Annotated in this window: 27 protein-coding genes and 1 pseudogene; 13 read left to right on the top strand and 15 right to left on the bottom strand. The window is 61.8% G+C overall.

Going from position 1 to position 24763, the window contains the following annotated elements; genetic code table 11:
* Nucleotides 1-10: 10 nt before the first annotated feature.
* From ASD52_RS19275 to ASD52_RS19255, 5 genes are all read right to left on the bottom strand, one after another.
* A complete protein-coding gene (locus ASD52_RS19275) occupies nt 11-1123 on the bottom strand; it encodes a mandelate racemase/muconate lactonizing enzyme family protein (protein WP_025428741.1) in 1113 nt (370 codons plus the stop codon).
* A gap of 1 nt (nt 1124) precedes the next feature.
* Nucleotides 1125-2222: a sn-glycerol-3-phosphate ABC transporter ATP-binding protein UgpC gene (ugpC, locus tag ASD52_RS19270; RefSeq protein ID WP_025428740.1), complete on the bottom strand. Its 1098-nt coding sequence runs from the start codon at nt 2220-2222 to the stop codon at nt 1125-1127.
* A 5-nt stretch (nt 2223-2227) separates the two neighbouring features.
* Nucleotides 2228-3094 (bottom strand): carbohydrate ABC transporter permease, encoded by an 867-nt coding sequence (locus ASD52_RS19265; protein ID WP_025428739.1) that lies wholly within the window; start codon nt 3092-3094, stop codon nt 2228-2230.
* A complete protein-coding gene (locus tag ASD52_RS19260; RefSeq protein ID WP_025428738.1) occupies nt 3094-3990 on the bottom strand; it encodes a sugar ABC transporter permease in 897 nt (298 codons plus the stop codon). The genes ASD52_RS19265 and ASD52_RS19260 overlap by 1 nt, the downstream gene beginning before the upstream one ends.
* 179 nt (nt 3991-4169) lie before the next feature.
* Nucleotides 4170-5450, bottom strand: a complete 1281-nt coding sequence (locus ASD52_RS19255; protein ID WP_244497490.1) for a sugar ABC transporter substrate-binding protein — start codon at nt 5448-5450, stop codon at nt 4170-4172.
* Between the two features lie 206 nt (nt 5451-5656).
* Here ASD52_RS19255 and ASD52_RS19250 point away from each other — a divergent pair, with 206 nt between their 5' ends.
* Nucleotides 5657-6445: an IclR family transcriptional regulator gene (locus tag ASD52_RS19250; RefSeq protein ID WP_057208037.1), complete on the top strand. Its 789-nt coding sequence runs from the start codon at nt 5657-5659 to the stop codon at nt 6443-6445.
* A 117-nt stretch (nt 6446-6562) separates the two neighbouring features.
* Nucleotides 6563-7399, top strand: a complete 837-nt coding sequence (locus ASD52_RS19245; RefSeq protein ID WP_057225234.1) for an amidohydrolase — start codon at nt 6563-6565, stop codon at nt 7397-7399.
* 118 nt (nt 7400-7517) lie between these two features.
* On the opposite strand, the gene ASD52_RS19240 is transcribed toward ASD52_RS19245, so the two are convergent.
* The 5 genes from ASD52_RS19240 to ASD52_RS19220 all read right to left on the bottom strand — a co-directional run bounded on the left by ASD52_RS19240 (nt 7518) and on the right by ASD52_RS19220 (nt 11721).
* Complete coding sequence (locus tag ASD52_RS19240; RefSeq protein WP_057225232.1) at nt 7518-8654, bottom strand: ABC transporter substrate-binding protein; 1137 nt, start codon at nt 8652-8654, stop codon at nt 7518-7520.
* Nucleotides 8651-9811, bottom strand: coding sequence for a CaiB/BaiF CoA-transferase family protein (locus tag ASD52_RS19235; RefSeq protein WP_025428733.1), 1161 nt, complete (start codon nt 9809-9811; stop codon nt 8651-8653). The genes ASD52_RS19240 and ASD52_RS19235 overlap by 4 nt, the downstream gene beginning before the upstream one ends.
* An 8-nt stretch (nt 9812-9819) precedes the next feature.
* Nucleotides 9820-10371, bottom strand: coding sequence for a MaoC family dehydratase (locus ASD52_RS19230; protein ID WP_057225230.1), 552 nt, complete (start codon nt 10369-10371; stop codon nt 9820-9822).
* Nucleotides 10372-10643: 272 nt separating this feature from the next.
* The gene (locus ASD52_RS19225) at nt 10644-11195 is read right to left on the bottom strand and encodes an MgtC/SapB family protein (RefSeq protein ID WP_025428731.1); all 552 of its coding nucleotides are present in this window, start codon (nt 11193-11195) and stop codon (nt 10644-10646) included.
* A 115-nt stretch (nt 11196-11310) separates the two neighbouring features.
* Complete coding sequence (locus tag ASD52_RS19220) at nt 11311-11721, bottom strand: pseudoazurin (protein WP_107027273.1); 411 nt, start codon at nt 11719-11721, stop codon at nt 11311-11313.
* A gap of 264 nt (nt 11722-11985) precedes the next feature.
* On the opposite strand from ASD52_RS19220, the gene ASD52_RS19215 reads away from it, so the two are divergent.
* The 7 genes and pseudogenes from ASD52_RS19215 to ASD52_RS19195 all read left to right on the top strand — a co-directional run bounded on the left by ASD52_RS19215 (nt 11986) and on the right by ASD52_RS19195 (nt 15387).
* On the top strand, nt 11986-12567 hold the full coding sequence (locus tag ASD52_RS19215; protein ID WP_234907940.1) for a MarR family winged helix-turn-helix transcriptional regulator: 582 nt from the start codon (nt 11986-11988) through the stop codon (nt 12565-12567).
* Nucleotides 12568-12582: 15 nt separating this feature from the next.
* Entirely contained in the window at nt 12583-12819 is a 237-nt protein-coding gene (locus tag ASD52_RS38585; RefSeq protein ID WP_156407982.1) for a hypothetical protein, read from the top strand.
* On the top strand, nt 12806-13093 hold the full coding sequence (locus tag ASD52_RS40150) for a carboxymuconolactone decarboxylase family protein (RefSeq protein WP_244497488.1): 288 nt from the start codon (nt 12806-12808) through the stop codon (nt 13091-13093). The genes ASD52_RS38585 and ASD52_RS40150 overlap by 14 nt, the downstream gene beginning before the upstream one ends.
* Before the next feature lie 3 nt (nt 13094-13096).
* Nucleotides 13097-13354: a hypothetical protein gene (locus ASD52_RS40145; RefSeq protein WP_244497487.1), complete on the top strand. Its 258-nt coding sequence runs from the start codon at nt 13097-13099 to the stop codon at nt 13352-13354.
* A gap of 53 nt (nt 13355-13407) precedes the next feature.
* Nucleotides 13408-13881: pseudogene (locus ASD52_RS19205) on the top strand (redoxin domain-containing protein); the annotation flags it as partial.
* Between the two features lie 98 nt (nt 13882-13979).
* Nucleotides 13980-14687 carry a glutamine amidotransferase gene (locus ASD52_RS19200; RefSeq protein WP_198956849.1) on the top strand — a complete coding sequence of 236 codons (708 nt, stop codon included), beginning with the start codon at nt 13980-13982 and terminating at the stop codon, nt 14685-14687.
* Nucleotides 14677-15387: an MOSC domain-containing protein gene (locus tag ASD52_RS19195; RefSeq protein WP_057225229.1), complete on the top strand. Its 711-nt coding sequence runs from the start codon at nt 14677-14679 to the stop codon at nt 15385-15387. The genes ASD52_RS19200 and ASD52_RS19195 overlap by 11 nt, the downstream gene beginning before the upstream one ends.
* A 49-nt stretch (nt 15388-15436) precedes the next feature.
* On the opposite strand, the gene ASD52_RS19190 is transcribed toward ASD52_RS19195, so the two are convergent.
* Both ASD52_RS19190 and ssuD read right to left on the bottom strand, forming a co-directional pair.
* A complete protein-coding gene (locus ASD52_RS19190; RefSeq protein ID WP_244494254.1) occupies nt 15437-16870 on the bottom strand; it encodes an FAD/NAD(P)-binding protein in 1434 nt (477 codons plus the stop codon).
* The gene (gene ssuD / locus ASD52_RS19185; RefSeq protein WP_057225227.1) at nt 16867-18036 is read right to left on the bottom strand and encodes an FMNH2-dependent alkanesulfonate monooxygenase; all 1170 of its coding nucleotides are present in this window, start codon (nt 18034-18036) and stop codon (nt 16867-16869) included. Before ssuD ends, ASD52_RS19190 begins: the two co-directional genes overlap by 4 nt.
* Before the next feature lie 185 nt (nt 18037-18221).
* Here ssuD and ASD52_RS19175 point away from each other — a divergent pair, with 185 nt between their 5' ends.
* The 4 genes from ASD52_RS19175 to ASD52_RS19160 all read left to right on the top strand — a co-directional run bounded on the left by ASD52_RS19175 (nt 18222) and on the right by ASD52_RS19160 (nt 21685).
* Nucleotides 18222-18770, top strand: a complete 549-nt coding sequence (locus ASD52_RS19175) for a flavin reductase family protein (RefSeq protein ID WP_057225225.1) — start codon at nt 18222-18224, stop codon at nt 18768-18770.
* A gap of 177 nt (nt 18771-18947) precedes the next feature.
* Nucleotides 18948-19955 carry a taurine ABC transporter substrate-binding protein gene (gene tauA / locus ASD52_RS19170; RefSeq protein ID WP_057208062.1) on the top strand — a complete coding sequence of 336 codons (1008 nt, stop codon included), beginning with the start codon at nt 18948-18950 and terminating at the stop codon, nt 19953-19955.
* Nucleotides 19956-20054: 99 nt separating this feature from the next.
* Complete coding sequence (locus ASD52_RS19165) at nt 20055-20852, top strand: ATP-binding cassette domain-containing protein (protein ID WP_057208107.1); 798 nt, start codon at nt 20055-20057, stop codon at nt 20850-20852.
* Nucleotides 20849-21685 (top strand): ABC transporter permease subunit, encoded by an 837-nt coding sequence (locus ASD52_RS19160; RefSeq protein ID WP_057225223.1) that lies wholly within the window; start codon nt 20849-20851, stop codon nt 21683-21685. Before ASD52_RS19165 ends, ASD52_RS19160 begins: the two co-directional genes overlap by 4 nt.
* Before the next feature lie 19 nt (nt 21686-21704).
* Here ASD52_RS19160 and ASD52_RS19155 read toward each other — a convergent pair whose 3' ends face one another.
* From ASD52_RS19155 to ASD52_RS38580, 3 genes are all read right to left on the bottom strand, one after another.
* The gene (locus tag ASD52_RS19155) at nt 21705-23111 is read right to left on the bottom strand and encodes an FAD/NAD(P)-binding protein (protein ID WP_057225221.1); all 1407 of its coding nucleotides are present in this window, start codon (nt 23109-23111) and stop codon (nt 21705-21707) included.
* 343 nt (nt 23112-23454) lie between these two features.
* Complete coding sequence (locus ASD52_RS19150) at nt 23455-24063, bottom strand: alpha/beta hydrolase (protein WP_057208068.1); 609 nt, start codon at nt 24061-24063, stop codon at nt 23455-23457.
* 74 nt (nt 24064-24137) lie between these two features.
* Nucleotides 24138-24569 carry a hypothetical protein gene (locus ASD52_RS38580; RefSeq protein WP_156612999.1) on the bottom strand — a complete coding sequence of 144 codons (432 nt, stop codon included), beginning with the start codon at nt 24567-24569 and terminating at the stop codon, nt 24138-24140.
* Nucleotides 24570-24763 lie beyond the last annotated feature (194 nt).

Below are 24763 nucleotides of genomic sequence, written 5' to 3'. Positions count from 1 at the left end.
GGCGGCCTCCCTACTTCACGAATTCCCGGGTGAACTCGTTGATCGAGCGCGCCTTCACGGCATCCCAGTCCCAAGCAATGCCGATGCCGGCTTCAGATGGCGCGATGGCGCGTCCGTTACGGATCTCCATGCCCTTGGTCGTCAGTTCATCGAGTTGCGGAATGTATTCGACATATTTGCCGTTCGGCACGGCGCAGACAAGGCTGACATGCAGTTCCATCAGGAAATGCGGGCAGACCGGAATATCGAAAGCCTCAGCAGCGTGCGCGACCTTCAACCAAGGCGTGATGCCGCCGATGCGGGCGACGTCGACCTGGACGATCGAGCAGGCCCCCTTCTGCATGTACTCACGGAAATGCCGGATCGAATACATGGATTCGCCGACGGCGATCGGGGTCGGGGTCGAGCGTGTCAGGCGGATGTGGCCGTCGAGATCGTCGGCCGGCAGCGGCTCCTCGATCCAGGCGAGATCCAGCTCCTTCAGCCGAGCGGCCCGGCGGATCGCCTCGTCAACGGTAAAACCCTGGTTACAGTCGGTCATGATCTCGAAGCCATCGCCGAGCGCTTTGCGCATCGCCGAGAGGCGATCATAGTCCTCGGAGCCGTGCGGCTTGCCGATCTTGACCTTGGAGCCGGAAAAACCCTTGGCCTTGGCCTGAAGCGCATCCTCGACGAGGGCTTCCTTTTCGATATGCAGCCAACCGCCTTCGGTGGTGTAGAGCGGGCAACTGTCCTTGGCGCCACCGGCAAGCTTCCAGAGCGGCAGCTTCTGTTTCCGTGCGCGCAGGTCCCAAAGGGCGGTGTCGACGGCAGCGAGTGCCAGCGCCGTTATCGGGCCGATCGTCGTCGCATGGGTGGCAAATTCCATCTTGTGCCAGATGGCTTCGATGCAATCGGCGTCCTCGCCGATCAGGATCGGAACGAGGTGGTCGGACAGCAGGCGCATGACGGAGGATCCGCCCGTGCCGATCGTGTAGCTGTAGCCCGTCCCGGTCGCGCCGTCGGAATCCGTGATCGTGACGATCGGCGTTTCCTGGCTGACGAAGCTCTGGATCGCGTCGGTCCGCTTCACCTTCGGCTGCAGATCGACCATACGCAGTTCAATTTTCTCGATCCTTGCCATGTCAGCCTTCCAGAGCCTTTCCTGTCTCGATGTCGAAGAGATGGGCGCGCGAGAGATCGAAGCTCATGCGCACGCTTTCGCCTGAGCGAAGCGGACGCGGATTGAGCATGCGCGAAACCCAGTCGCGGCCATTGAATTGGATGAACACCAGCGTCTCGTTGCCGAGCGGCTCGGTGATGGTGACGGGCAGCTCAACCTCGTGCACGGCAGCGGCATCGCCGGCATGGAGGCCGTGGCCCGTGGGGTAGATATCATCGGGGCGCAGGCCGAATGTGACCTTCTGGCCGGCGCGGAGCGCGCCGACAAACCGCGGCGGGATGGGCAGACGGACGCCGGTCGCAAACACCAACTGGCCATGGTCGACCACGGCCTCGTCCATGTTCATCGGCGGCGAGCCGATGAAGCCGGCAACAAACTTCGTCGCGGGCTTCTGGAACACTTCCTCCGGCGTCCCGACCTGCTCGATATGGCCATCGCGCATGATGACGATACGATCGGAAAGCGTCATCGCCTCGACCTGGTCATGCGTCACATAGATCATCGTCGCCTGCATGCGGGCATGCAGCTTCTTGATTTCGGTGCGCACCTGGGTGCGCAGCTTGGCGTCGAGGTTGGACAGCGGCTCGTCGAACAGGAAGACGTCGGGCTGGCGCACGATCGCGCGGCCCATCGCCACGCGCTGGCGCTGACCGCCGGAAAGTTGCGACGGGCGACGCTCCAGCAGATGGCCGAGATCGAGAATGGTCGCAGCCTCATCGACGCGCGCCTTGATGTCGTCAGTGGAGCGGCCGGCGATCTTCAGCGAGAAACCCATGTTCTCGGCGACCGTCATATGCGGATAGAGCGCGTAGGACTGGAAGACCATCGAGATGTTGCGGGCGCGCGGCGGCAGGTCGTTGACCTTGCGGCCACCGATCTCGATGGCTCCGCCGCTGACATCTTCGAGGCCGGCGATCATGCGCAGCGTCGTCGATTTGCCGCAACCGGACGGGCCGACCAGGGCGATGAACTCGCGGTCCTTCACCTCGAGATCGATGCCGTGAACGACTTCGAGCGCGCCATAGCGTTTGACCAGTTTCCTGAGGGTGACAGGAGCCATGAATGTTATCCTTTCACCGCGCCGAAGGTGAGGCCCGAAACGAGGTGCTTTTGAATGATGAAGGTGAGCGTGAGCGCCGGGACGATCATGACCACGGCGAGCGCGCACATACCGCGCCAGTCGATCGTGAACTCGGCGGTGTAGTCGAGCAGGCCGACGGGCAGAGTTTTCGAGTTGACCGAGCGGGTGATCTGCGAGGCCAGAGCATATTCATTCCAGGACGTGAGGAAGGCGAAGATGCCCGCGGAGGCAATGCCGGGGCCAGCAAGCGGAAACTCCACCTGCCAGAATGCCTGCCAGGGTGTGCAGCCGTCGATCTGGGCGGCTTCCGCCAGATCCTTCGGTACCTGACGGAAGAAGCCGTCGATCAGCCAGATAGTGAAGGGCACGTTCAGCGCGACATAGGTCAGGATCAGCGAGAAATGCGTGTCGATGATGCCGGTGCGGGCATAGATCATGAAGAGCGGGAGGGACAACGCGATGCCGGGAACGGCGCGCGTCAGCATGAAGCCGAGGAAAATCGCCGACTTTGCCTTGAAGCGGTAACGGGCAAAGGCATAACCACCGGCCATGCCGATCGCCAGAGCGATCACCGTCGACGTGACGGAGATGATGAGAGAGTTGCGGAAGTAGTCCCAGACGGGAACCCCGCCCTGCCCGGCGCCGGCGAACATGGCGCGGTAGGCATCCAGCGAAATGCTTTCCGGGATCCAGACCGGCGGCTTTGCCATGATCTCGACGGTCGGGCGCAACGACGACAGCACGATCCAGAGGCCCGGCAGGCAGATCACGGCCATTGCGAGAAACAGCCCGATCAGATGCGCCGTCTTCAGGAGGCGCCGGCGCAGGCGATGTGACGAATTGATATCCATTACCACTCGGCTCCGATCTGCTGGCGCGCGGCGGCGAGCTTGCGGAAGAAATAGACGGTGAAGACGATCGACAGCAGGATGGCGACATAGGCCATGGCGTTGGCCATCCCCATGCGGGCGTCGGCGTAGGCCGTGCGGCCGATCAGGGTCCACAGAAGCTCGGTGCGCTTGGCCGGGCCGCCATCGGTCATGATCTTCACGATGTCATAGGCGCGGGCGACGTCGAGCGAGCGGATCGTCATGGCGATGAAGGCAAAAGGCATGAGATAGGGCCAGGTGACGTAGCGGAATGTCTGCCATGGCGTGCAGCCATCGACATGCGCCGCCTCGACCGGGTCCTTCGGCATCGCCAGAAGACCGGCAAGAATGAGGATCGCGAAGACCGCGGTCGACGACCAGACCTCGGCAATGATGATCGAGATCAGCGCGAGGTTGCCGTCAATCAGCCAGGGGATGGCGCGGTCCGTCAGCCCGAGCGACTGCAGCGCATTGTTCACGAAACCGATGTTGTCGTTGAACATGAATTTGAACTGGAAGCCGACGAGCACCGGTGAAAACATCATCGGGAACATCATGATGGTGCGCAGCAGCCGCTGGCCGTGGGTGGCCTTGTTGACAAGGAGCGCGAGGCCGAGGCCAAGCAGCATCTCCGTGTTCAGTGCGACGGTGAGCAGAAGGACGGTGCGGCCGAAAGCGACCCAGAAATCCCAGTTGCTCAGCACGGTGATGTAGTTGCGCAGACCGACGAAGATCCAGAGCGATTCAGGCTTGGTCAGCCGGAACGGCGTGAAGCTCGAATAGAAGGAGAAGAGCAACGGCACCACGATGACCGCTGCCAGCACGACAAAGGCCGGTAGCAGCAGAAGGACCGGTGCGGACAGTTTCTTGAGCTTCATCAGGCATTCCTGAGGGTGACATCACAGTGCCGCGCGTCAGATATGACGCGAAAAAGACGCTGCAAGGCATTAAACTTGCTGCATAATCCTTCCTGACCATTTCCGATCCAGGGAGTTACGCAGTAAATGACGAAGGCGGCGCCGACACCTTGGTATCGGCGCCGCCTTCCTGTCTCTACTCAGAGCTTTCCTGCGTCTTCCAGGATGCCGGTCGCCTTTTCGGCGGCAGTGTCGAGCGCTTCCTTCGACGTCTTGTCGCCGAGGATGGCGGCCTGGAGTTCAGGATAGACGGCGTTGGAGATTTCGATCCATTCTGCAGTCTGCGGAACCGGGAATGCATGCTTTGCCGCTTCCTGGAAAGCCTGCAACACCTCGGTCTTGTAGGCATCGCCCTCGGCGGCCTTGATGTTGTATTCCCAGACGGCGGTGCGCGTCGGCAGCGGACCGGTCGCCGATTCCAGCTTCTGGCTATCCTCGTTGGTCAGCCACCAGACGAGCGAAGCTGCCGCTTCCTTGTTGGCGCAGTCCTCGGTGACCGAGAAGCCGTGGTGCCCGGACCAGCCCGTGCGCTTGCCCGAGGAACCTGCCGGCTGAACCTTGACGCCGACATTGCCGGCAACCTTCGACGACTTCGGATCGTTGAAGAAGCTCGCCCAGCCAGGCCAATCGAGATTGACGGCGATCGAGCCGGAAGCAAAGCCCTGGCCGAGATCGTCCCAGAGGTAGTTGGTCGTGCCCGGAGGAACGGCCTTGTCCTTGTAGAGCTTGACGAACCAGTCGAGCGCCCGGATGCCGGCTTCGGAATTGAAGGCCGGACGTCCATCCTTGTCGAGGTATTCGCCACCTTCGGCGACCAGCATTTCATAGAAGCGGCCATTGATGGCCTCTTCCTTGCCGGCAAACTGCGTACCGTAGAAGTTCGGCGGGGCCGCGAAGAATTCTGCCTGGTCGCTGACCTGCGCCCAGGTATCCGGCGGCGTGAGGTCGTAGCCGTATTTTTCCTTGAAGGCGGCCTTCTTGGCATCGTCCTGATAGAGGCTCTTTTGATAGTAGAGCGCCGACACGTCGAACTGCGCGCGTGGAAGCATGACGAGCTTGCCGCCGAGCGTCGAGGCGTCGATGACAGCCGGCACGAACTTTGCGATTTCTTCCGGCGGAAGCAGTGCCAGGAGATCGGTATAGATGTCGGGGTATTGCGGGGCGAAGGAAGAGTGGTTGGAACCGACGCACCAGCTGATACCGCCCGTGGCGATATCCGACTTGATCTCCTTGTCGAGTTCGAAGTGATTCTTCTTCGACAGGATATTGACCTTGGCGCCGGTCGCCTTCTCCCATTCGGCGATGCGCTCATAGAGCCTTTCGTATTGCTGTCCGCCGATCAGCTTGGCGTCGATGGTGACACCTTCGAACTTGCCGGGCAGTTCCGCGGCGCTGGCCGCTCCCACTGCGCAGGCAAGCATGATGACTCCGGCCGAGACGCCGGAAAGCAGCCTGTTCATAACCTCTCCTCCACTGTAGCGCGCCCTCATCCCGGCCCGCATTTCTCATTTGTGAGAAACTAATTCATATACAAACAACAATTTTATCACTCGTCAAGGGTGAACTTTCTTTTGTCGGCGGCTTTCTCTGCGTATATGGATATCGATATTCACTAAGGAGGACGCCCATGGACACCGAAGAGTCCGATCGCTACCGCGCCCCCGCGCTGGACAAGGGACTTGATATTCTCGAACTGCTGGCGAGCGTCGATGGAGGCCTGACGCAGGCGGAAATATCGAAAAGGCTCAATCGGAGCCCGAACGAATTCTACCGGATGCTCGACCGGCTCGTGCGCCGCGGCTACGTCACGCGAATCGATGGCGATCGCTATTCCCTGACGTTGAAGCTTTTCGGCCTGGCCCAGCTTCACGCACCAGTGCGGCGGCTGGCCTCCTATGCGACGCCACTGATGCGCGATCTTGCCCAGCGGTCGAAGCAGGCCAACCAGTTGGCCGTGTTCGATCGCGGCTCGGCCGTGGTCATCGCCCAGCAGGAAGCGCCTGATTACTGGGGTATCTCAATCAGGGTCGGCTCGCACATCAGCCTGTTCGATACTGGCTCCGGTCACATCCTGCTCGCCTTCCGCACGCCGGAGGAGCGGGAAATGATGATCGCCGAGCACGCGCGCAGCAAGGACGAGATCTTGCTTGGTCCGGAATTCTATGCCCGGCTCGACCAGATCCGCGAGCGTGGCTACGAAATGATGGCAAGCGCCCAGACGGCCGGCGTCTACAACCTCTCGGCGCCCATTCTCGGGCCTGACGGCCGTGGCATCGCGGCATTGACCATTCCCTATATTGCGCTGGTCAATGCGCCATCTGCGCCTGATATCACCGAGACGATCTCGCTCCTGCGCAGCGCGGCAACACAGCTTTCGGTGCTCGCGGGATCGGATGTGGCGCAATCGTCGGAATGAGCAGGTGCCGGATCTACGGTCGGCACACGACGTCCGCGATCGCTGCATACTGTCAATTTCTTATTTGAATGATCTCTTCTCGTGTGAGAGTGTGAGGCGTACGGAGGAGACAGCATCGTGATCGTCGACACCCATCTGCATCTCATCAACAAGTCCGCGTTGACCTATCCCTGGCTGACGGGCGTCCCGGCGCTGGATCGCGATTTCCTCTATTCGACCTATGAGGCGGAGGCTCGGCGTGTCGGCATCGAGACGGCGTTGCACATGGAGGTCGATGTCGACCCAGGCGAAATGGAATTGGAGACGTCAGAAGTTCGGCAACTCTCGCAAAGAGCGGGCAGTCTGCTCAAGGGGGCAATTGTCGCATGCCGCCCGGAAGAGGACGGCTTTGCCGCCTATCTCGAACGGCAGCAGGGCGACCCCCTCGTCAAGGGGTTTCGCCGTGTCCTGCATGTGGTCCCGGACGATCTGTCGGAAGGTTCCCTCTTCCGCGAGAACATCAAGCGGCTTGGCGGTAGCCGGTTTACCTTCGATCTCTGCGTCCTGCCGCACCAGATCCCCAAAGCGATTGCCCTTGCCGATCTCGTGCCCGATCTGCAGTTCGTGCTCGACCATTGCGGCGTTCCCGATATCCGCAACGGCGCCGAACATCCCTGGCGTGACCATATGCGCGAGATCGCAAAGCGGCCGAACGTGGTTGCCAAGATATCCGGCGTCGTCGCCTATGCGGATGAAAGCTGGAATGTCGAGACGCTACGACCTTACGTCGAGCATGCGATCGCTACTCTCGGCTGGGACCGCGTCGTCTGGGGCAGCGATTGGCCCGTCTGCACGCTCGGCGCCAACCTTTCAACCTGGGTTGCGACCACTCACGCGTTGCTGGAGCACTGCAGTCCGGACGAGCGGACAAAGCTGCTGTCGGCAAACGCACGTCGAATCTGGAATCTCGCGTAAGGAAGCAACGCGGCCCATTGTGGCCACCCACCCTCACGACAAAGCCTGAAACCGCTAGGTCGGCCTTTTTTTGCTGAACACCGGAGATGAGCCGATCGCTTATCTCCGGTGTTTCTCTTTACGCCGCCGCGAAGCTTTCGGTGAAAAGCCGGTTGAGATCGTCAACGACCTGTCGCGCCTTCTCCTTGCGCAATAGCCCGTCATTGATGCGATCCGAGGCCGCCTGCTGGAACGGCATGTAACCATCGTGTCGGGGACGCACCCAGGCGGTTTCGAGCGTCGCACGGGTCGCGCGATAAAAGTTTGATGTCGCCGCGTTCACCGCATCGTCGTCCCAGGCGTCGCCGTGTCCCGGCTGTCCGCCGCCAAAGGCGTAGGCCTGGCGCTGGACCGCACCGCTTGCAACCCAATAGGCAAAGTCGGTCGCGGCGTCGATGGACGACGAGAAGCCGGAGACGGCAATGCCCGTTCCGCCAAGCGCCGAACCGCTTGGGCCATGCTGGCCGGCGACCGGAATGTCGCCAAACCGGATGAGCGACGGCCGGAAACCGGCAACCGAGTAGCTGACGTAGCCGTAGATTAACGGCGCGCAGGCGGCTTTTGCCTCCGGGGCCGACATCGCCTCCAGCACCGCGATCGGATCCATCGCGAAGCAGGCGGGGTCGATCAGCGATACAAGCTCGGAGAGCATCTCGAAGGCGGCAACGCCTCCGTCACGGTCCACCAGGTCCGCTTGTCCGCTCACTGCGCAGGGGTGACCGAGATTGCCGCAGAGCGTGTAGAAGCTCATCAGCGAATGCGGCGGTCGCAGCGGCAGCAGCACCGCACCCTTGCGCGCGAGGTCCAACATGCCGGACCAGCTCGAAACACGCTCTCCGAGATCAGGGCGCCAGGCCTGGACCTGTGCCGCGGCATCGATCGGAAAGGCCCATTGGCGCCCGTTCCAGCTGTAACTCGGATAGGATTGCCCGACCGACCCGGCTGCAAGCACGGAACGTTCCGCTTCTCGACCGGCCACATCAAGAGGCGCAAGGCACCCTTCATTGGTGATCTGCCCGACATGCGGGTGATCGATAACGATCAGATCGTATGCCTTGGCGAGCTCCTCGACCGGATAGGTCTCGAAATCCTGCAGCGAGCGCTTCTCCCAATGGATGGCAACCCCGGTCTTTTCCTGCCAGAGTCTCGAACACGCCACCATGGGGTCGTAACCGCGTGGATGGCTCCACGTCATGCCCTTGAGGGTGACGGTCATAGGCCGAACTCCTTGCGGATCGATGCACTGTGTTCGCCGATTCTCGGGGCAGCGCGATCGACCTGGGCGCGCCGACCGTTGACCCGCAGCGGCGAACGCGTGGTCAGGATTGACACGTCGTCTTCGCGGTTGACCGTCTGCAGCATGTCAAGGGTGCGGAAGCCGTCGCTTTCCAGCAGTTCGTTCCAGTTGAGCACGCGAGCGCACCAGATGTCGGCCGGCTCGAGCACGGCCAGCCAATGGTCCACCGTGTTTTCGCCGATGCGCTCGGCGATCAGGGCCTTGATCTCGTCTCTTGCGGAAAACCACGAAGACGGGTCGTCGCAATAGGGTGCGAGCTGCGGCATCTCCAGGAGGTCGGCAAGTTTCGAGATCGGCGTCATCGCGATGGCGAGGTAGCCGTCCTTGGCGGGGTAGACCCCGTAGGGCGCCGACAGATAGGCGTGTGCGCTGCGGAAATCCGAGCGCTTCGGCAGCCGCCTGCCGTCGTTGAGATGGGTCGTCAGCACCTCGAACTGGAAGTCGACCAGTGCTTCGAGCAGGCTGGTTTCAATCAGGCTGCCCTTGCCGGAGATGCCGCGGCGGACGAGGCCGGCAAGAATGCCCTGGGCGGCTGCAGCGCCGGCAAGCATATCGCCAATGGCAAGACCGAAGGGGACCGGCCCTTGTGCTTCGTCGCCATTCAGCCACATGACGCCGGAACGTGCCTGCGCCAGCAGGTCCTGACCGGGCCGCTTGACCCAGGGACCCTCCTCCCCATAACCGCTGATCGAAGCGTAGACGATGCGCGGGTTGATCGCCCGAACGGCCTCGTAGTCGAGGCCCAGCCGTTGAATGACGCCGGGTCGGAAGTTCTGGATCAGGACGTCGGCCTTGGCGAGCAGCGCCTTCAGCGCCGCCACATCGGATTCGTCCTTGAGGTCGATTGCCAGACTTTCCTTGGCGCGATTGATCGCGTGGAAGATGGTGGAATCGCCACCGATCTCGGTGTCGCTGAGATAGAGGCGGCGCGATAGATCGCCGCCATCCGGGCGCTCGATCTTGATGACGCGCGCGCCCAGGTCCATCAGCCGTAGAGAGCAATAGGGACCGGAGAGAAACTGGCTCATGTCGACGACGACAAGGCCGGCCAAAGGCAGTTCGTTTTCCTCGTGCATCGCTGTTCTTATTTCTCTGTCTTGCCGACGAAGTCAGCCGGATTGTTGTACTTCACCGTCTGCAGATGCTCGCAGTAGAGCACCAGCTCACCCTCGTTCTTGAAGACCTGATAACTGGCTCGGATCAGGCCCAGCTCCTTGTAGCGCGGTGTTTTGTCCATGTTGGTGCGGATCGTGTAGATCGTGTCGCCCAGAAAGACCGGCTTGATGAAGCGCAGCTTGTCATAGCCGTAGGAAAAAGCGTTGACGCAGTTGGTGGCGACGAGGCCGAGGCCGGCCGAAAAAACGAAGGCGCCAGCCACCAGTCGGCGGCCGAAGATGCCTTCCCGTTCCGCGAACATCTGATCCTGGACATAAGGGTGGATGTCGACGACCAGCGTGTTGAACAGGTGGCTGTCGCTCTCGGAGATCGTCCGGCGCAACGAGCGGATGCGCTGGCCGACCGGCCAATTCTCGTAAAACCAGTTTTCGGCATTCCACACCGGAAGGGCAGCGTGATCCTCCGGCATGTCGGTGGGGCGTGTCGTAGACACGCCAACGGTTGGCGAGAATTCATTCATGAGAAAACCCTGCGCTGGCTCGTATCCGCATTGGCAGCTGGCAGCGAGTGGTCGCGCTTATCATATGGGCGCGGCTGTGCTGGTTGGGCATTATCTCCTCCATGAATTTTCTTATGTAAAGATACTGTTCACATATGGAGGCTTTTTGCAAGATGCAAATGACCATTGCGCCCGGCCTGATCTGCCGGCCAAGAAAGCCATGGATCGAAAGAAACGCTGCAGAGCCGGTGAGTGAAAAATGGTGCCGTCCCAAGCGGCGCAGGATGCGAAATCTATCGGGTGGTCTTGCGGATGCGGCTCACCTTCTCGTCGCGAGGCTTGGATGCCTGAGGTTGAGGGCCGGGTTGCTCTTCCTCCTCAACTACCGCTTCGAGCCTGCCGACGACGGAAAGAACAAGAAAGGCGGATCCTGTCGCAAAGGCAGCGATGATCCAGTGGCCGAAGCCGAGAGCGAGGCCAATGGCGCCCGCCAACCACAGACTACCGCCGGTCGTCAGGCCCTGGACCTGTCCGCGCGACAGTACGATGGTGCCCGCCGCAAGAAAGGCGACGCCCGCGGTGACCGCTTCAACGACGCGCAAGGGATCGATCCGGACCCGCTCGTCTATGAAGCCCTTCATATAGACGCTTTCAAGCGAGATGACTGCAAAGGTGCAGGCGGCGAGGCAGACGAGCATGTGCGTCTTGAGACCGGCCGGGCGGGCTTTGGCTTCACGCTCGAAGCCAATGATCGAGCCCATCAGCAGGGCCCCGAGAATGCGCGCGAAGATGACCGGATAGGGAATCTGCGACGGCGGAAACATGTCTGCTACGATTTGCTCCATGCGGAACCAACGCGAGTGCTTCGCATTGGTTCCGCATGATGGCGCCGCCTTCCGCCCGGTGGGCGGCGCCGTCGAGCGGCCCGTCCCCGCCCGCTCGTTTCAGTGTGGCTTTGCTTTAGTTGCCGAGTGCTGTGAATGCGGCGTCCAGCCGTTCCTGCGCCTTCTTCGGGTTCTTGGCGCCCTTCGCCGCTGCGAGGTTGGCCGGGCTGTCGCCGACCTGAACCACGCCGACCATGCCCATGCCGTAGTGCGGCGTGCATTTCACGCCGTAGATGCCGGGTGCAGTGAAGGTCACCTTGTAGTTTTCGTTGATTTTGCTCTTGAATGCCTCTGCGCCATCCGGGATCATGCCCTTGATCGTTTCGACGTTGTGGCCCTTGTCGGTCGGGATGAACGTCACCGTGTCGCCGGCCGCAACCTTCAGCGACGCAGGTTCAAACACCATCGCGCCTTCCTTGCCCTTGTTGAGCATGTGCACTTCGAAATCCGCGGCGGTTGCGGGCGCAGCGATAAGCATGACCGCCATTGCGAGGCCCAATCCGCTCTTGATTGCTTTCAACATCGTCTTCTCCGTTTGACCGAGCAGCCCGTGCTTGGGTTGTTCGCCGCAGTATTAGTCCGAAGGCCGTGCACCTAATTTGATGCGCGTCAAATTGGATGCGGATTCCCGGCGACGGTGAATTGACACTAAATAGGACTCCTATATATATCAGGAATGGCAAAGAACACGACGACACCGCCTGCAATTATCGACCGCATAGGCGACGGGTTCGCACGGATAGCGACGGCGATGCGGACCGAAGCATGGACGGCCGCCGACGTGATCGGGTTGAACCCGACACAACTGCAGATCCTGATCTTTCTGGTGGGCCGTGGCAAAGCTGGCATGCGCGTCAAACAGATCGCAGCCCATCTCGGCGTCAGCCAACCGACTGCGACGGATTCGATCAATGCACTGACGCGCAAGGGTTTTGTCGAGAAGCTGGCGGACCCTTCGGATGCGCGGGCCGTAGCGGTGGCCGCGACGGCCGAAGGCGAGGCCGCCGTGCGCCGCGCCGGCATGATTGCCTCGGCGACAGACGCTGCCTTTGCGTCGCTATCGACGCTCGAACAGGAAGATCTGCTGCTTCATCTGGTCAAGATCATCCGCACGCTGCAGGCGTCCGGCGCCATCCCGGAACAACGCATGTGTGTGAACTGCCGATACTTCCAGCCCAATGCCTATCCGGGTTCGAAAGAGCCGCACCATTGCGCCTTCGTCAACGCACCGTTTGGCCAAGCGGATTTGCGCATCGATTGCGGCGAATACGAAACGGCAGACGCCTCAAGCCAGGCCGCCGCCTGGAAGATATTCAACCGTGGCGCGGCCTGAGGTGGGGCAGATGCAATGAAGTACACCACCGACCCATCATTTGTTTCGACCAATGGACCGGCGCTGCCACGCCCCAGCGTGCTGACGTCGGCACCAGGACAAACCGCTTCACCCTCGGGACCAAAGGATTTCACCGCATTCAAGCGCGCTTTCGGCCCCGATGATGTCGGCGCCGGCCCGTCGACTGCCATCGGCGGACCGGCATTTTCTCCCTCCACGCAAATAGAAAGAGAAAACCATGAGCAGAATTAATCTAGTTGACCCCAAGACGGCAACCGGTGCCAGTGCAGAACTGCTGGGCAGCATCCACGCGGCCTTCGGCGCGACACCGAACATGTTCAAGGCGGTGGCCAATTCCCCGGCGGCACTTGCCAGCATGTGGGGTTCGTTCGGCGCGCTTGGCAATGGCCGGCTCGGCGCCAAACTCGGCGAGCAGATTGCCGTCGCCGTCGCTGACCGCAATGATTGCCACTATTGCCTGGCGGCGCATACGGCTCTCGGCCGCAAGGCCGGCGCGACAGCGTAGGACATGGCTGACGCCCAACGCGGCCACTCCGCTGATCCGAAGACCGCGGCGGTGCTTTCATTCGTCCGCATCCTGGTCGACGAACGCGGTCAGGTCTCGGATGCTGACGTCAAGGCGTTGCGCAATGCCGGCTTCGACGATCAGGACATTGTCGAGATCATCGCGCACGTGGCGCTCAATCTCTTCACCAACTACATCAACGTGGCCCTCGCCGTGCCGGTCGATTTCCCCGGCGTCAAGCTCGTGCGCGAAGCGGCCTGACATCCCGCCGGGCAGGTCCTGCCTGCCCGGCCCCTCCCAAAAGGAATGGCCTCATGATCGCTGATCTCTCAAATCAGGCGCCGGAACTGGACGTGAGCAACTGGTTCAACACCGCAACGCCGCTGAGCCTCGGCATGCTGCGCGGACGCGTCGTCTTCATCCACGCCTTTCAGATGCTTTGCCCCGCCTGCGTATCGTACGGATTGCCGCAGACCCAGCGCGTGCAGCGGCTGTTTCGCGACACCGATCTCCAAGTGATCGGCCTGCACACGGTTTTCGAACATCATACGGCGATGGGTCCGGAGGCCCTCAAGGCGTTCATCCACGAATACCGTCTAAGCTTTCCGATCGGCGTCGACGCGGCATCACCCGATACGCCGATACCGCGCACGATGCAGGGCTACGGCATGCGTGGCACGCCCACGACCATCATCATTGGCCGCGACGGCAAGGTCCGCCACCATCGATTCGGGATCGAGGACGATCTGCTCGTCGGAGCTTGGCTGGCGACAGCACTTGCAGAACCGCTGCCGGCAACGACTGTGCCGGTGGACATCGCCGGCTGCACGACTGACGGCTGCGCAATTCCCGATGAGATTTCACGTCGAATAGAGACAGGAAAGCGATGACACTGAAATCGGCCCTGGTGATCAGGCATGTTCATTTCGAGGATCTCGGCACCTTTGCCGCTCCCCTTCGCGCTGACTACGGGATAGAATACCGCGATGTCGGAACCGCCGATTTTCTGGATTTCGCGCCGGACGCCCCCGACCTTGTCGTTGTACTCGGCGGACCGATCGGCGCCTACGAGGACCGGACCTACCCGTTTCTGCAGCGGGAGGTCGAGGTGCTGGCAGCACGACTGAAGACCGGTCGGCCGACCCTCGGCATCTGCCTTGGCGCGCAACTGATTGCGCGCGCAAGCGGCGCGCGGGTCTTTCCATTGGGGATCAAGGAGATCGGTTTCGACCCGATCAGCCTTAGCGAGGCCGGCCGTGCTTCTCCGCTTCGTCATCTGGATGGCGTGCCGATGCTGCATTGGCACGGCGATACCTACGATCTTCCCGCCGGCGCCACTTTGCTGGCGTCGACCCCAAAGACCGTGCAGCAGGCGTTTTCCATCGGCAACAATATTCTCGGGCTTCAGTTTCACCCCGAGGCGGATGCGGGAGTGGCGTTTGAGCGGTGGCTGGTCGGTCACGCCTGCGAGCTGGTGGCGGCAAAGATCGACATCGGAAAACTTCGCGACGATGCGACGCAATACGGGGCCACACTAGCGACGGCCGCCGACTCGATGATGACGGCATGGTTGGAGCAGTTGCATGCGGCCTGAGCAAATAAAGCCGATTGCCCTCAATGCATTGCTGGTGGGTTCACTGACCGCCATCGATGAACGCGGGACGCAAAGCGGTATCGACAAGAAGCCGGTCGCCGGGGCGTTGCACCTGTCGCCGACCGGCTTCGTTGGCGATCACCAGGGCGACCTTAAACGACACGGCGGCATCGAGAAGGCTGTGCACCACTACCCCGGCGATCATTACCGGCTCTGGCGGTCGGAGATCGGCCCGGCAGCGGTTCTCGATCACCCTGGAGCGTTCGGCGAAAACCTGTCGACATCCGGACTGACGGAAGATGATGTGGCCGTCGGAGATCGGTTTCGCCTGGGCCGTGCCCTGCTCGAAGTCAGCCAGGGCCGGCAGCCGTGCTGGAAACTGAACAAGCGCTTCAGTCAAAGCGACATGGCCCGCCGTGTCCAGCAATCCGGTCGCACCGGATGGTACTACCGCGTGATCGAGGAAGGGCGCGTTTGCGCGGAAGACGCCCTCGCTCTGGTCGAGCGCCGATACCCGACTTGGACCATCAGGCGACTCTGGCATTACCTCTACGTCGACACGATGAACCGGGACGCCCTTCAGGAGATTGCCAACCTCGATATCTTGCCGACGAACTGGCGCGACTACGCGATCAAGCGGCTGGCGACCCGCAAGGTCGAGGACTGGACGCGGCGTCTTGAGGGCCAGCACGAAGGGTAGATGTGGCCCCGGCTTGCTTGCCCGGCAAACGTAGAAAGCCTGCTCTGTGTCAGGCGATTTGCACCGCAGGCCTCGACCGGGACTGGCTTGCGAGACGCTGCGCGACCTGATGAGCGACGAAGATCGCATGATCATTCACCTGCGGCAGCCCCATCAACTCGCCGAATGTGCCGCGGGCAAGCGGGCCGGCGATGAAAAGCGCGTCGTCGCTTTTTCCGTCGCGGTCGGCTGCGCGGCTTTGTTCATCGCAGGCAAGGCCGAGGCCCACCCCATCCAGTTGCAAATGGCCAGCATCGGCCATATCGGCCAGCCAACCCTGGCTCCTGAGGATAGCCGTGTGCGCCGGGCCGGTGGTCACGACGCAGGCGTCAAATGTCATCTGCTCGCACTTGCCGGTATGACGGTGTCTAACCTCGGCGGTGATGGTCTCGCCGGCCCGGGCTATCTCTTTCACCGATCCGCCAAGAACCCTCACATCGCCGTGGTCAAGCCCTTGGCCGATGACCGCATCTATCTGTGGTGCGACCCGGAAGCGATGCACATCCCAATAGGGCCTCAGGTGGCGAACAAGTCGTTTTCGCTCCGGGATAGGTAGGGCTCCCCAGATTTCGCCGCCCTGGGCGCGCAACGCGTCGAAAACCGCGTGCCAGCTATGACCCGCCGTCGGCGCCTCCTGAACTGCCTGGCGTATCCTACGCAACAGCGAACGAGCGGTTCGCGAAGGATCGGTGACGAAATCGCCAAATGGCTCCTGCGCCGTTGTCGCGTGTCCCCTCGACCGAAGCCCCCGGCGGGAAAGGGCGGTGATCGGCCCTCGGTGGCCGTTTCGTCTGAGCGAGGCGATGACATCGGCCGAAGTCAGTCCGTTGCCGATCAGGAGGACGCGATCCTCCCCGCGGATTACGGATAGGGCGCCTGACAATGTCGAGTCGGCGACGAAACGTGGATGGCTGGCGAGCGCCTTGGCAATGTGCCGGGGTGCACACGGTGCCGGGTGGGTCGTGGCAACGATGGCGATGTCGGCCAGGATATCAGTTCCTCCATCGGCCGCGATCCGCCATTGCTCGCCCGTCCTGACGATCTGGGCCACCCGTTCGTGACAGTGCTGGACCTGACCGCTCCGAAGAAAAGGTGCGATGAAGTCGCCGACATAGCGGCCGAAGACCGCGCGCCGAGGGTAGAGATTCCCGTCTTCGGTCAGCGCATCCTGGTCGTCGCGCGGCTCACCTTCAGCGGCCAGCCAGTGCAGAAAATCGTCCGGCTCATCCGGTATCAGGCTCATGCGCGCCGCCGGTACGTTGATGCGATGCGCCGGATCGGAGGTGTCGTAGGCAAGACCGGCACCCAGGCGCCCCCGAGGCTCGAAGACGATGATATCGACCGCCTGACCGGTCGTGTTCTTGGCTAGGTTGGCGGCAACCGCCGCCCCGGTGAAGCCACCGCCGATGATTGCGACAACCGGTCGGCGGGGTCGACGCTTCACGATTGCGACACCTTTAGCTTGGGCCTGTGGTCGCCGGCAATGGTCTCGCCGAACGGACCGGTATTGATCGATGTTTCGCGCGCGGGAACCGCGTGACCCAGCGGCAGGTTTGGCAGCACGAGCTCGCCGAAGCGATAGGCCTCCTCCAGGTGCGGGTAGCCAGACATGATGAACGTATCGATGCCGATCTCGCGGTACTCTTCCATCCGCGCCTTGACCTGATCCGGATCACCGACAAGGGCGGTGCCCGCACCGCCGCGCACAAGCCCGACGCCGGCCCAGAGGTTGGGCGCCACCTCGAGCTTGTCGCGCCGGCCGCCATGCAACCGGCTCATACGACTTTGACCTACCGAATCCATACGCTCGAACACCTTTTGTGCCGCGGCGATCGTCTCGTCATCGACATATTGTATCAGGTCGTCGGTCGCCCGCCATGCTTCCTTTGCGGTCTCGCGCACGATCACATGCAGCCGGATGCCAAATGTAACTTCCCGGCCCTCGGCCTCGGCCAGTGCGCGCACTTCGGCAATCTTTCTGGCGACATCTTCCGGTGGCTCACCCCAGGTCAGATATTTGTCGATCGTTCTGGCCGCCACCTCCTGGCCCTTGCCCGAGGAACCGCCGAAATAGAGCGGCGGATGCGGCGTCTGCACCGACTGGAACAGCAGCTTGCCGCCTTCGATATCGAAATGTTTTCCCTTGAAAGTAACGTCTTCGCCGCGAAGGACTGATTTGTAGACGTTGAGAAACTCCTCGGTGACTTCGTAGCGCTCGCCATGCGACAGGTGGATGCCATCGCCCTTGTTTTCCGTCGGGTCGCCGCCCGTCACCACGTTGATCAGCAGCCGTCCCTCGGAAAGCCGGTCGAGCGTTGCCGTCATCCGGGCTGCCAGCATCGGTGAAAGCAGTCCAGGCCGCACCGCAATCAGGAAGCGCAGCTTCTCGGTCAAGGGTGCCAGGGCTGACGCCACCACCCAGCTGTCCTCGCAACTGCGGCCAGTGGGGATCAACACACCGTAGTAGCCCAGCGCATCGGCCGCCTGGGCGACCTGTTTCAGATAGTTGAGGTCGACATTGCGCCCTCCCCGTGATGTGCCGAGATAGCGGCTGTCGCCGTGAGTGGGCAGGAACCAGAGAACGTTGACTTTGTCAGGCGTGTTGCTCATGCGAATTCTCCTCGGACACGATCGACGGCAGGCGCCAGACAGGGCCGGCAGTCCAAAAAAGATAAACTCTATAAAATTTATTGACAATGAAAAATCCGGCGATCATTTTTGAGTAGAGGAAAAATTTTTTCCCGGATCGCGGCTTCACGACCGGGAAGCAGGTCAAATTTTTCGAGGATTTTGCCATGAACATCGCTCTCGCCGCTTCCAGTGCATTCACGACATCAAGTCATGCGATCGATCACCCTAACCCCATCACGCCATCGGAACTGAAATCCGCCATGCGCAACCTGTCGGGTGGCGTCTCGGTCATCACCGCCGGTATCGGCGACGATCGCACAGGCGCGACGGTAACGTCGGCAACGGCGCTTTCGGTCGATCCACCGACGATGATCGTCAACATCAACCGGACGTCATCCACCTGGCCGGTGATCGAGCGTTACCAGCATTTCTGCGTCAACATTCTCGCAAGCCAGCAGCAGCACGTGGCCGAGCGCTTCGCGGGCTTTGGTGGTCTCAAAGGCGCGGCACGCTACGGCGGCGCAGACTGGCGGACCCTCGTCAGCGGCGCTTCCGCCCTGAATGGGGCACTTGCCGCGATCGATTGCGAAGTCGAGGAGATCATCGAGCGTCATAGCCACGCCATCATCCTGGGACGGGTCCTGGCGATTGCGGCAGGCTCAGGCGAACCCGTCCTCTACCACAGCGGCCGTTACGGCAGTTTCCTGCCGTAACTGGAGGGGACCACGTTCGAGCGGGCAAAGATGATGCCCAATCGACCGAAGTTTGGAATGGCTTCATACCCCGTCGCACAAACGGGGTATTTTTTATCTCTATAAAATCCATGGGTTTTGAGATTATCAATACAGGCTCCACGACCGGGCCATCGGCAAACCGTTGAGGAGCAGGCAATGACAATAGCAAGACGTACCCTTCTGGTATCAACCGCAGCGCTGGTGTTGGCGACGCAGGGACTGCTTGCGGCTCAGGCCGCGGACACCACACTGACCATCGGTTATCAGCCGATCGTCGAGCCGTCGCGCGTGCCGCAGGCCGATGGCACCTATGAGAAGGTGACCGGCGCGAAAATCAACTGGCAGAAGTTCGACGGCGGCGCCGATGTCATCGCGGCGCTTGCATCCGGCTCGATCGATATCGGCTATGTCGGCTCGTCGCCGCTGGCGGCTGCGGCAAGCCGGGAACTGCCGTTCGAAACCATCTTCGTCGTCGGCCTGATCAGCGACGCGGAAGCCCTGGCCGTCAAGGGCGTAAGCAAGCCCGAAGAACTCGCCGGCAAGAAGATCGCAACACCCTTCGTGTCGACGGCTCACTACAGCCTGCTGACGGCGCTGAAGCACTGGAACATCGATCCTAAATCGGTGGAGATCCTCAACCTGCGCCCGCCGGAAATTGCGGCGGCCTGGCAGCGTGGCGACATCGACGGCGCCTATGTCTGGGATCCGGTGCTGTCCGAGATCAAGAAGACATCGACCGTCTTGGCCACCTCTGCCGACGTTGCCCAGTGGGGTGGCCCGACCTTCGATGCCTGGATCGTCAGCAAGAAATTCGCCGAAGAACATCCGGATATCGTCACCGGGTTCGTCAAGGTGACCGGTGATGCCTATGCCGACTACCGGGCCAAGCCGGAGACATGGAATGCCACATCGGAGCAGGCCGAAAAGATCGCCCGCCTGACCGGCGCCAAGCCGGAGGACGTGCCCGCCCTGCTCAAGGGATATTACTTCCCATCGTTGGAGGAGCAGGCAACATCCGATCTTCTCGGCGGCGCAACGGCCAAGGCCATTGCAGAAACGTCGGCCTTCCTGCTCGAGCAGCAAAAGATCCCGGCAGTTCTGACCGATTATGGCCCTTACGTTTCGGCGCGCTGGGCGCAGGAAGCCGCCAAGCTCTCGTTCTGAGCAAGGCGGGATTGCCGCGGGAACGGTTGGCGACACGACTGAGGGCGTGAAACGCTAGCCCATCCTTCGGCCCACTTCATGGATCATGGGGACGACAAAATGTCCGTGCTTGCGCTCGAGAATATCTCTTTACGATACGCGCCTGGCGAAGGGCGATCGCAAGCGCCGCTGGTTCTGGATCGGATCAATCTGGAGATTGCCGGCGACGATTTCGTCGTGGTCATCGGCAGATCCGGTTCGGGCAAGACGAGCCTGCTCAATCTGGCGGCCGGCTTCTTGACGCCAAGCAGCGGCCGGATCGCGCTTGATGGCCGGTCGCTGTCCGGCCCCGGTTCCGGCCGCGCCGTCGTCTTTCAGGATGATGCGCTTTACCCATGGCTGAGCGCGATCGACAATGTTGCATTCCCTTTGCGCCTGCGGGGTGTCGGCAAGGACCAACGATTGAAGGAAGCCCAGTCGCTGCTGGAGCGCGTCGGTTTGCCGGATGCGGCAGAGCGCAAGGTCTGGGAGCTTTCCGGCGGCATGCGCCAGCGTGTCGGCATTGCCAGAGCCCTGGCTTCGCAGCCACGGTTCCTACTGATGGACGAGCCGCTCGGCGCATTGGATGCGCTGACGCGTGTGCGCATGCAAGGCTTTCTCCTGGACATGTGGCGGGCCAGCCGGGCCGGTGCACTGCTCATCACACACAGCATCGATGAAGCCTTGATGCTAGCGACGCGCATCGTCGTCTTGACCGCGAACCCGGGCCGGATCGCCAAGATCATTCCGGTCAGCTTCGGTCGGGACTATCTCTCCGGAATACCTCAAAACGAGCTGCGCGCCGCTGCCGAATTCAAGCGGTTGCACGATGATTTGACCGGTCTCATTCATTCCGAAGACGAAGGTGTGGCAGCATGACCCTTTCCCTGGAAGCGACGTCCACCCGCCCCGATCCAAGCGGCGAAATCGAGGTCAAGCCGCCACGCACGCTGCCCGTTCTTTGGATTTCAGCAGCAACCGTCGCTGCGCTGGTCGGCCTTTGGAGCCTCGTTTCCTCCTATGGCCTGGTGCCGCCGCTGTTCCTGCCATCGCCGCTCGCGGTCCTTCGGGCGCTGAGCGGCCTGACGCTGACGGGCTTTGTCGACGCGACACTCGCCCAGCATATCGCCGCCAGCCTTTCACGTATCTTCGGTGCGCTTGGTGCCGCGCTCATCCTCGGCGTGCCCGCGGGCCTTGCGATCGGCACCAGCCGTTGGGGCAAGGGCATTCTCGATCCGATCGTCGAGTTTCTGCGTCCGCTGCCGCCGCTCGCCTATCTGCCCCTCGTCATCATCTGGCTTGGTATCGGCGAGGCATCGAAGATCGCCGTGATTGCGCTCGCAATGCTGCCGCCGATCATTCTCTCGACGGCTGCGGGCGTGAAATCCGCATCGCCCGACCACATTAATGCCGCGCGCGCTTTCGGCGCATCGCGACGGCAATTGCTGCTGCATGTGATCCTGCCGGGCGCGCTGCCATCCATTCTCACCGGCACACGCATTGCGCTCGGCGCCGGTTGGTCGACCCTGGTTGCCGCCGAGCTCGTGGCGGCGACACGCGGCCTTGGCTTCATGATCCAATCGGCGGCCCAGTTCCTGGTCACCGACATCGTCATAGCCGGCATCGTGGTGATCGCTGCCGTCGCCTTCCTGTTTGAAGTCGTTGCACGACGGATCGAGTGGCGGCTGGTGCCGTGGTCGCACCACCGCTGACGGGCAACCACGGCTCTTCCTATGCAGACTTCTGCGTCACCCGGCGGCGCGTGGCGATCAATCGGGCGGCAGCATAGGTTTGCGTGACGATCTCGGGCACCAGATCGATATCGGGCAGGCTACCGAGACCCAGGGGGCCGATCGCATAGAGGTTGGCCGTTGGGTGGCTGTCTGAAAGCACCTCGCCTGCCGGGCTGACGGCGAGGCCGAGCCCGAGCTCGTCCGGCTGCGCCAGACCGCCGGCAAAGAGGTTCTGAATGACCGGGGCCTTGAGGTCAGGCGCAGAGCAGCGACAGTCGATGACCTGATCTGCCACCAGCAGATCTTCCTGCGGCGCTCCTGCCCAGCGGACCATGAGCCCGTCCGGCCGCCGCCGCCCGGCCCAGCCCTTGCGCACGACGGTGCGGCCGTCGGCCAGTTCCTGCTGCAGTCGCAGGTGCATTGGCGCCGGCAGGCGGTTGCGATGGCTGTCGTAGATCGAGCGCAGATGACGGTTGAACTGACGCTTCTCCTGTTCTGGCAGAGCTTGCCACAGAGAACGCGCGCGGCGCCGGAGCCCGTTCATGGCGGCCTGCCAGCTCAGACCGTTGGCCTCCGCCTCGGCGCAGGCTTGCCTGACGAAGCGGACGATGTCGCGTAGCCTCGTCGGCATCGGATCCACCGGGAAAGTCGGCGCTGCTGAAAGCCGCGTGTGCGATTGCGGCAGGAACCCATGCCGCGAAATGATGGTGATCTCGCCGGCATAGCCGTTGTCGCGCATTTGCAGCAGGCGATCGACGACACGCACCCCGCTGCCGAGCAGCACCGCATGGCGCGGTACCACCAGACGCCGCGCTCTCACCAGGGGACGTTCATCGTCCGCAACCTCCATTTCAAGCGCGCGGATACCGAATCCGGTGGCGAGTACCGCAACGTCGCATTCGATCGAGCCTTCTTCCTGCAGGACCAGGAAGCGCCCGGATGGCAGCTTTCGCAGGCCCAGCACCGCCTGGCAGGAGAGCTGCATGGAGATATCCGGCCGCCGCGTCAACGCTTCGGAAAAGCGCTGGTAGACGTAGTCGCTGAAGATGCTCTTCGGTACGAAGATCTGCTGGAAGCCTGGAATGGCGGCTGAGACGGCGGAGCGAAAATCCTGGTTGGCACAGAGCCAATCGTTGAAATCCTCCGGCTGTCCGGCGGCCACCGACAGATCGCGCACGCGGCTATTGAGGATTTCGCCGCTCTGGGCGGCGGCCATGACCTGCCCGCCACTGATGGTCGGTTGCGGGTCAAAGAGATGAACATGAAATGCTGTTCGCACCGACTTCATCAGCGCGATCGCCATCATGATCCCCGAGAAGCCGCGGCCAATGATGGCAATGCGCGGCTTTTCCCGAGGGCTGTCACTGTCGGGCGAAATCTTGGCAAACAATCCGTGGACAGTCATGTGAGCTCCCTTGTGGCCCGACTGCGGTCAGTCGGCAAAGTTTGAAACGCATGGCTGTTCCGATCCCGAACACGGATCGGACCTTGGGGTATCGCCCAGCACCGAGATCGGCCGCTGACGGGGCTCAAATCTGCAGTGTCGGGGATGGTGCCGCCAGCCGCATGGGCCGGCGAGGAGGTATCCGTTGTTCTGGCTGGCCTGGCACCTCGGCACATGGTCATCCCTATACGGCATACTCTATAAAGTTTATGCGCTATTAAAACGCGATTTCCAGCGGACATCAAGCCCTTTGTGTCGCCCCTGCGTTTCGAGCCGCACGTAGAAGGTGAAACCGCGCCGGTATCTATCGGCCAGCGACGACGCGACCCTCCCGGTTTTCAGCGATTTGTGCAGCGCTCGCCGGGGGCTGTTCGCGCCGTGCGATGCCATTCAGGACTGTCAGCAGGTCGTAGCCGCGCGACCACCGGCCAAAACCGCTCGCGACATTGATGTGCCCGGCATGACCGAGATCGACGAGCCGGCTGCCCCAGCGGGTCGAGATGTGCCGCAATCGGTCGAACGACATATAGGGGTCGTTGAGGCTGCCGACGATCAGGCTCGGAAACGGCAACGGATGCTCGGGCATGGCGCCGAACGCGATCGAGCCGGGATGCAGCCGCCCCGTCACGTCTAGATCGCAGGGCGCCACCAGAAGCGCGCTTCTGATCTGCCGTGCCAGCGGTCGACGCGCCAGACTGGCAACGAGGATGCAGCCCAGGCTGTGGGCAACAACGTCCACGACACCGTGACGGAGAATGGTGCGCTCCAGCGCGTCACGCCACCGCTCGAGCACCGGATGGTCCCAGTCATCTTGCTCGACGAGCGTCGCCCGCGGCTGGTCGTCCAGCCAGTGACGCTGCCAGTGCCCCGCGCCCGAGCCGAAAAGACCGGGGATGATCAAGGTTTTTGCCATGGTATCAGCCTCTTGCGACACGGGCCAAGTGGCGGTGCGCCGATCGTCTTCCTATCAAACAATTCATGGGGCGATTATGCGAAGGCAACTGGCATGAGGTAAGCAAGGAATACCCAATATCCATAAAATCTATAGCATAACTTTCTGCGGCTTTGAATCAGTGCACTGAAATTGCCGTATCGGCTGTGGAACAATGCTTGAGGCAGAGTGTTTCCTTTGACGCGTTTCTCAGCGAAATCAGTTTCGTTTTGAGGCCCCCGGCAGTCAAAAATTGCGTTGTTGGTGCCTGCGAAATTGATAGTTTGACGCGAGGACTTCGGCGGCAAGCGCAATCGAAGTTTTGAGGAGTGGTGCTGTGTTCGGCCAACTCGACAAGCCGGCGAAAGAACAGCAAGGTTGGCGGCGGACCAGATAGGTTTTGCCCGACCGGCGGTGCTAAGGCGTCGGGTTTGTTTGAGCTTGATCGGAATGGCGATCGCCTGGTTGGAAACGGCCGGGTCGATCATTGAGGACCGCTTGGGTTTTTTGCCTTGGGCATGAGAGGTGAGTTGGATTTGAGAGAGCATGGCCACAACAGGCGCTGGCGGTTTCGTCAGCCGAGCGTGCTTCCGGGGTTTGGTCTGGCGCTCGGCGTCACGCTATTCTGGCTGGTTTTGATCATCCTCATTCCTTTGTCGGGCCTGATCTGGCGTTCGAGCGG

Origin of the sequence: Ensifer sp. Root142, from assembly GCF_001426785.1 — a bacterium.
GTDB classification, from domain to species: Bacteria; Pseudomonadota; Alphaproteobacteria; order Rhizobiales; family Rhizobiaceae; genus Ensifer; species Ensifer canadensis.
Note: the sequence above shows the minus strand (reverse complement) of the source record. Positions and strands in the feature narration are given on the sequence as shown.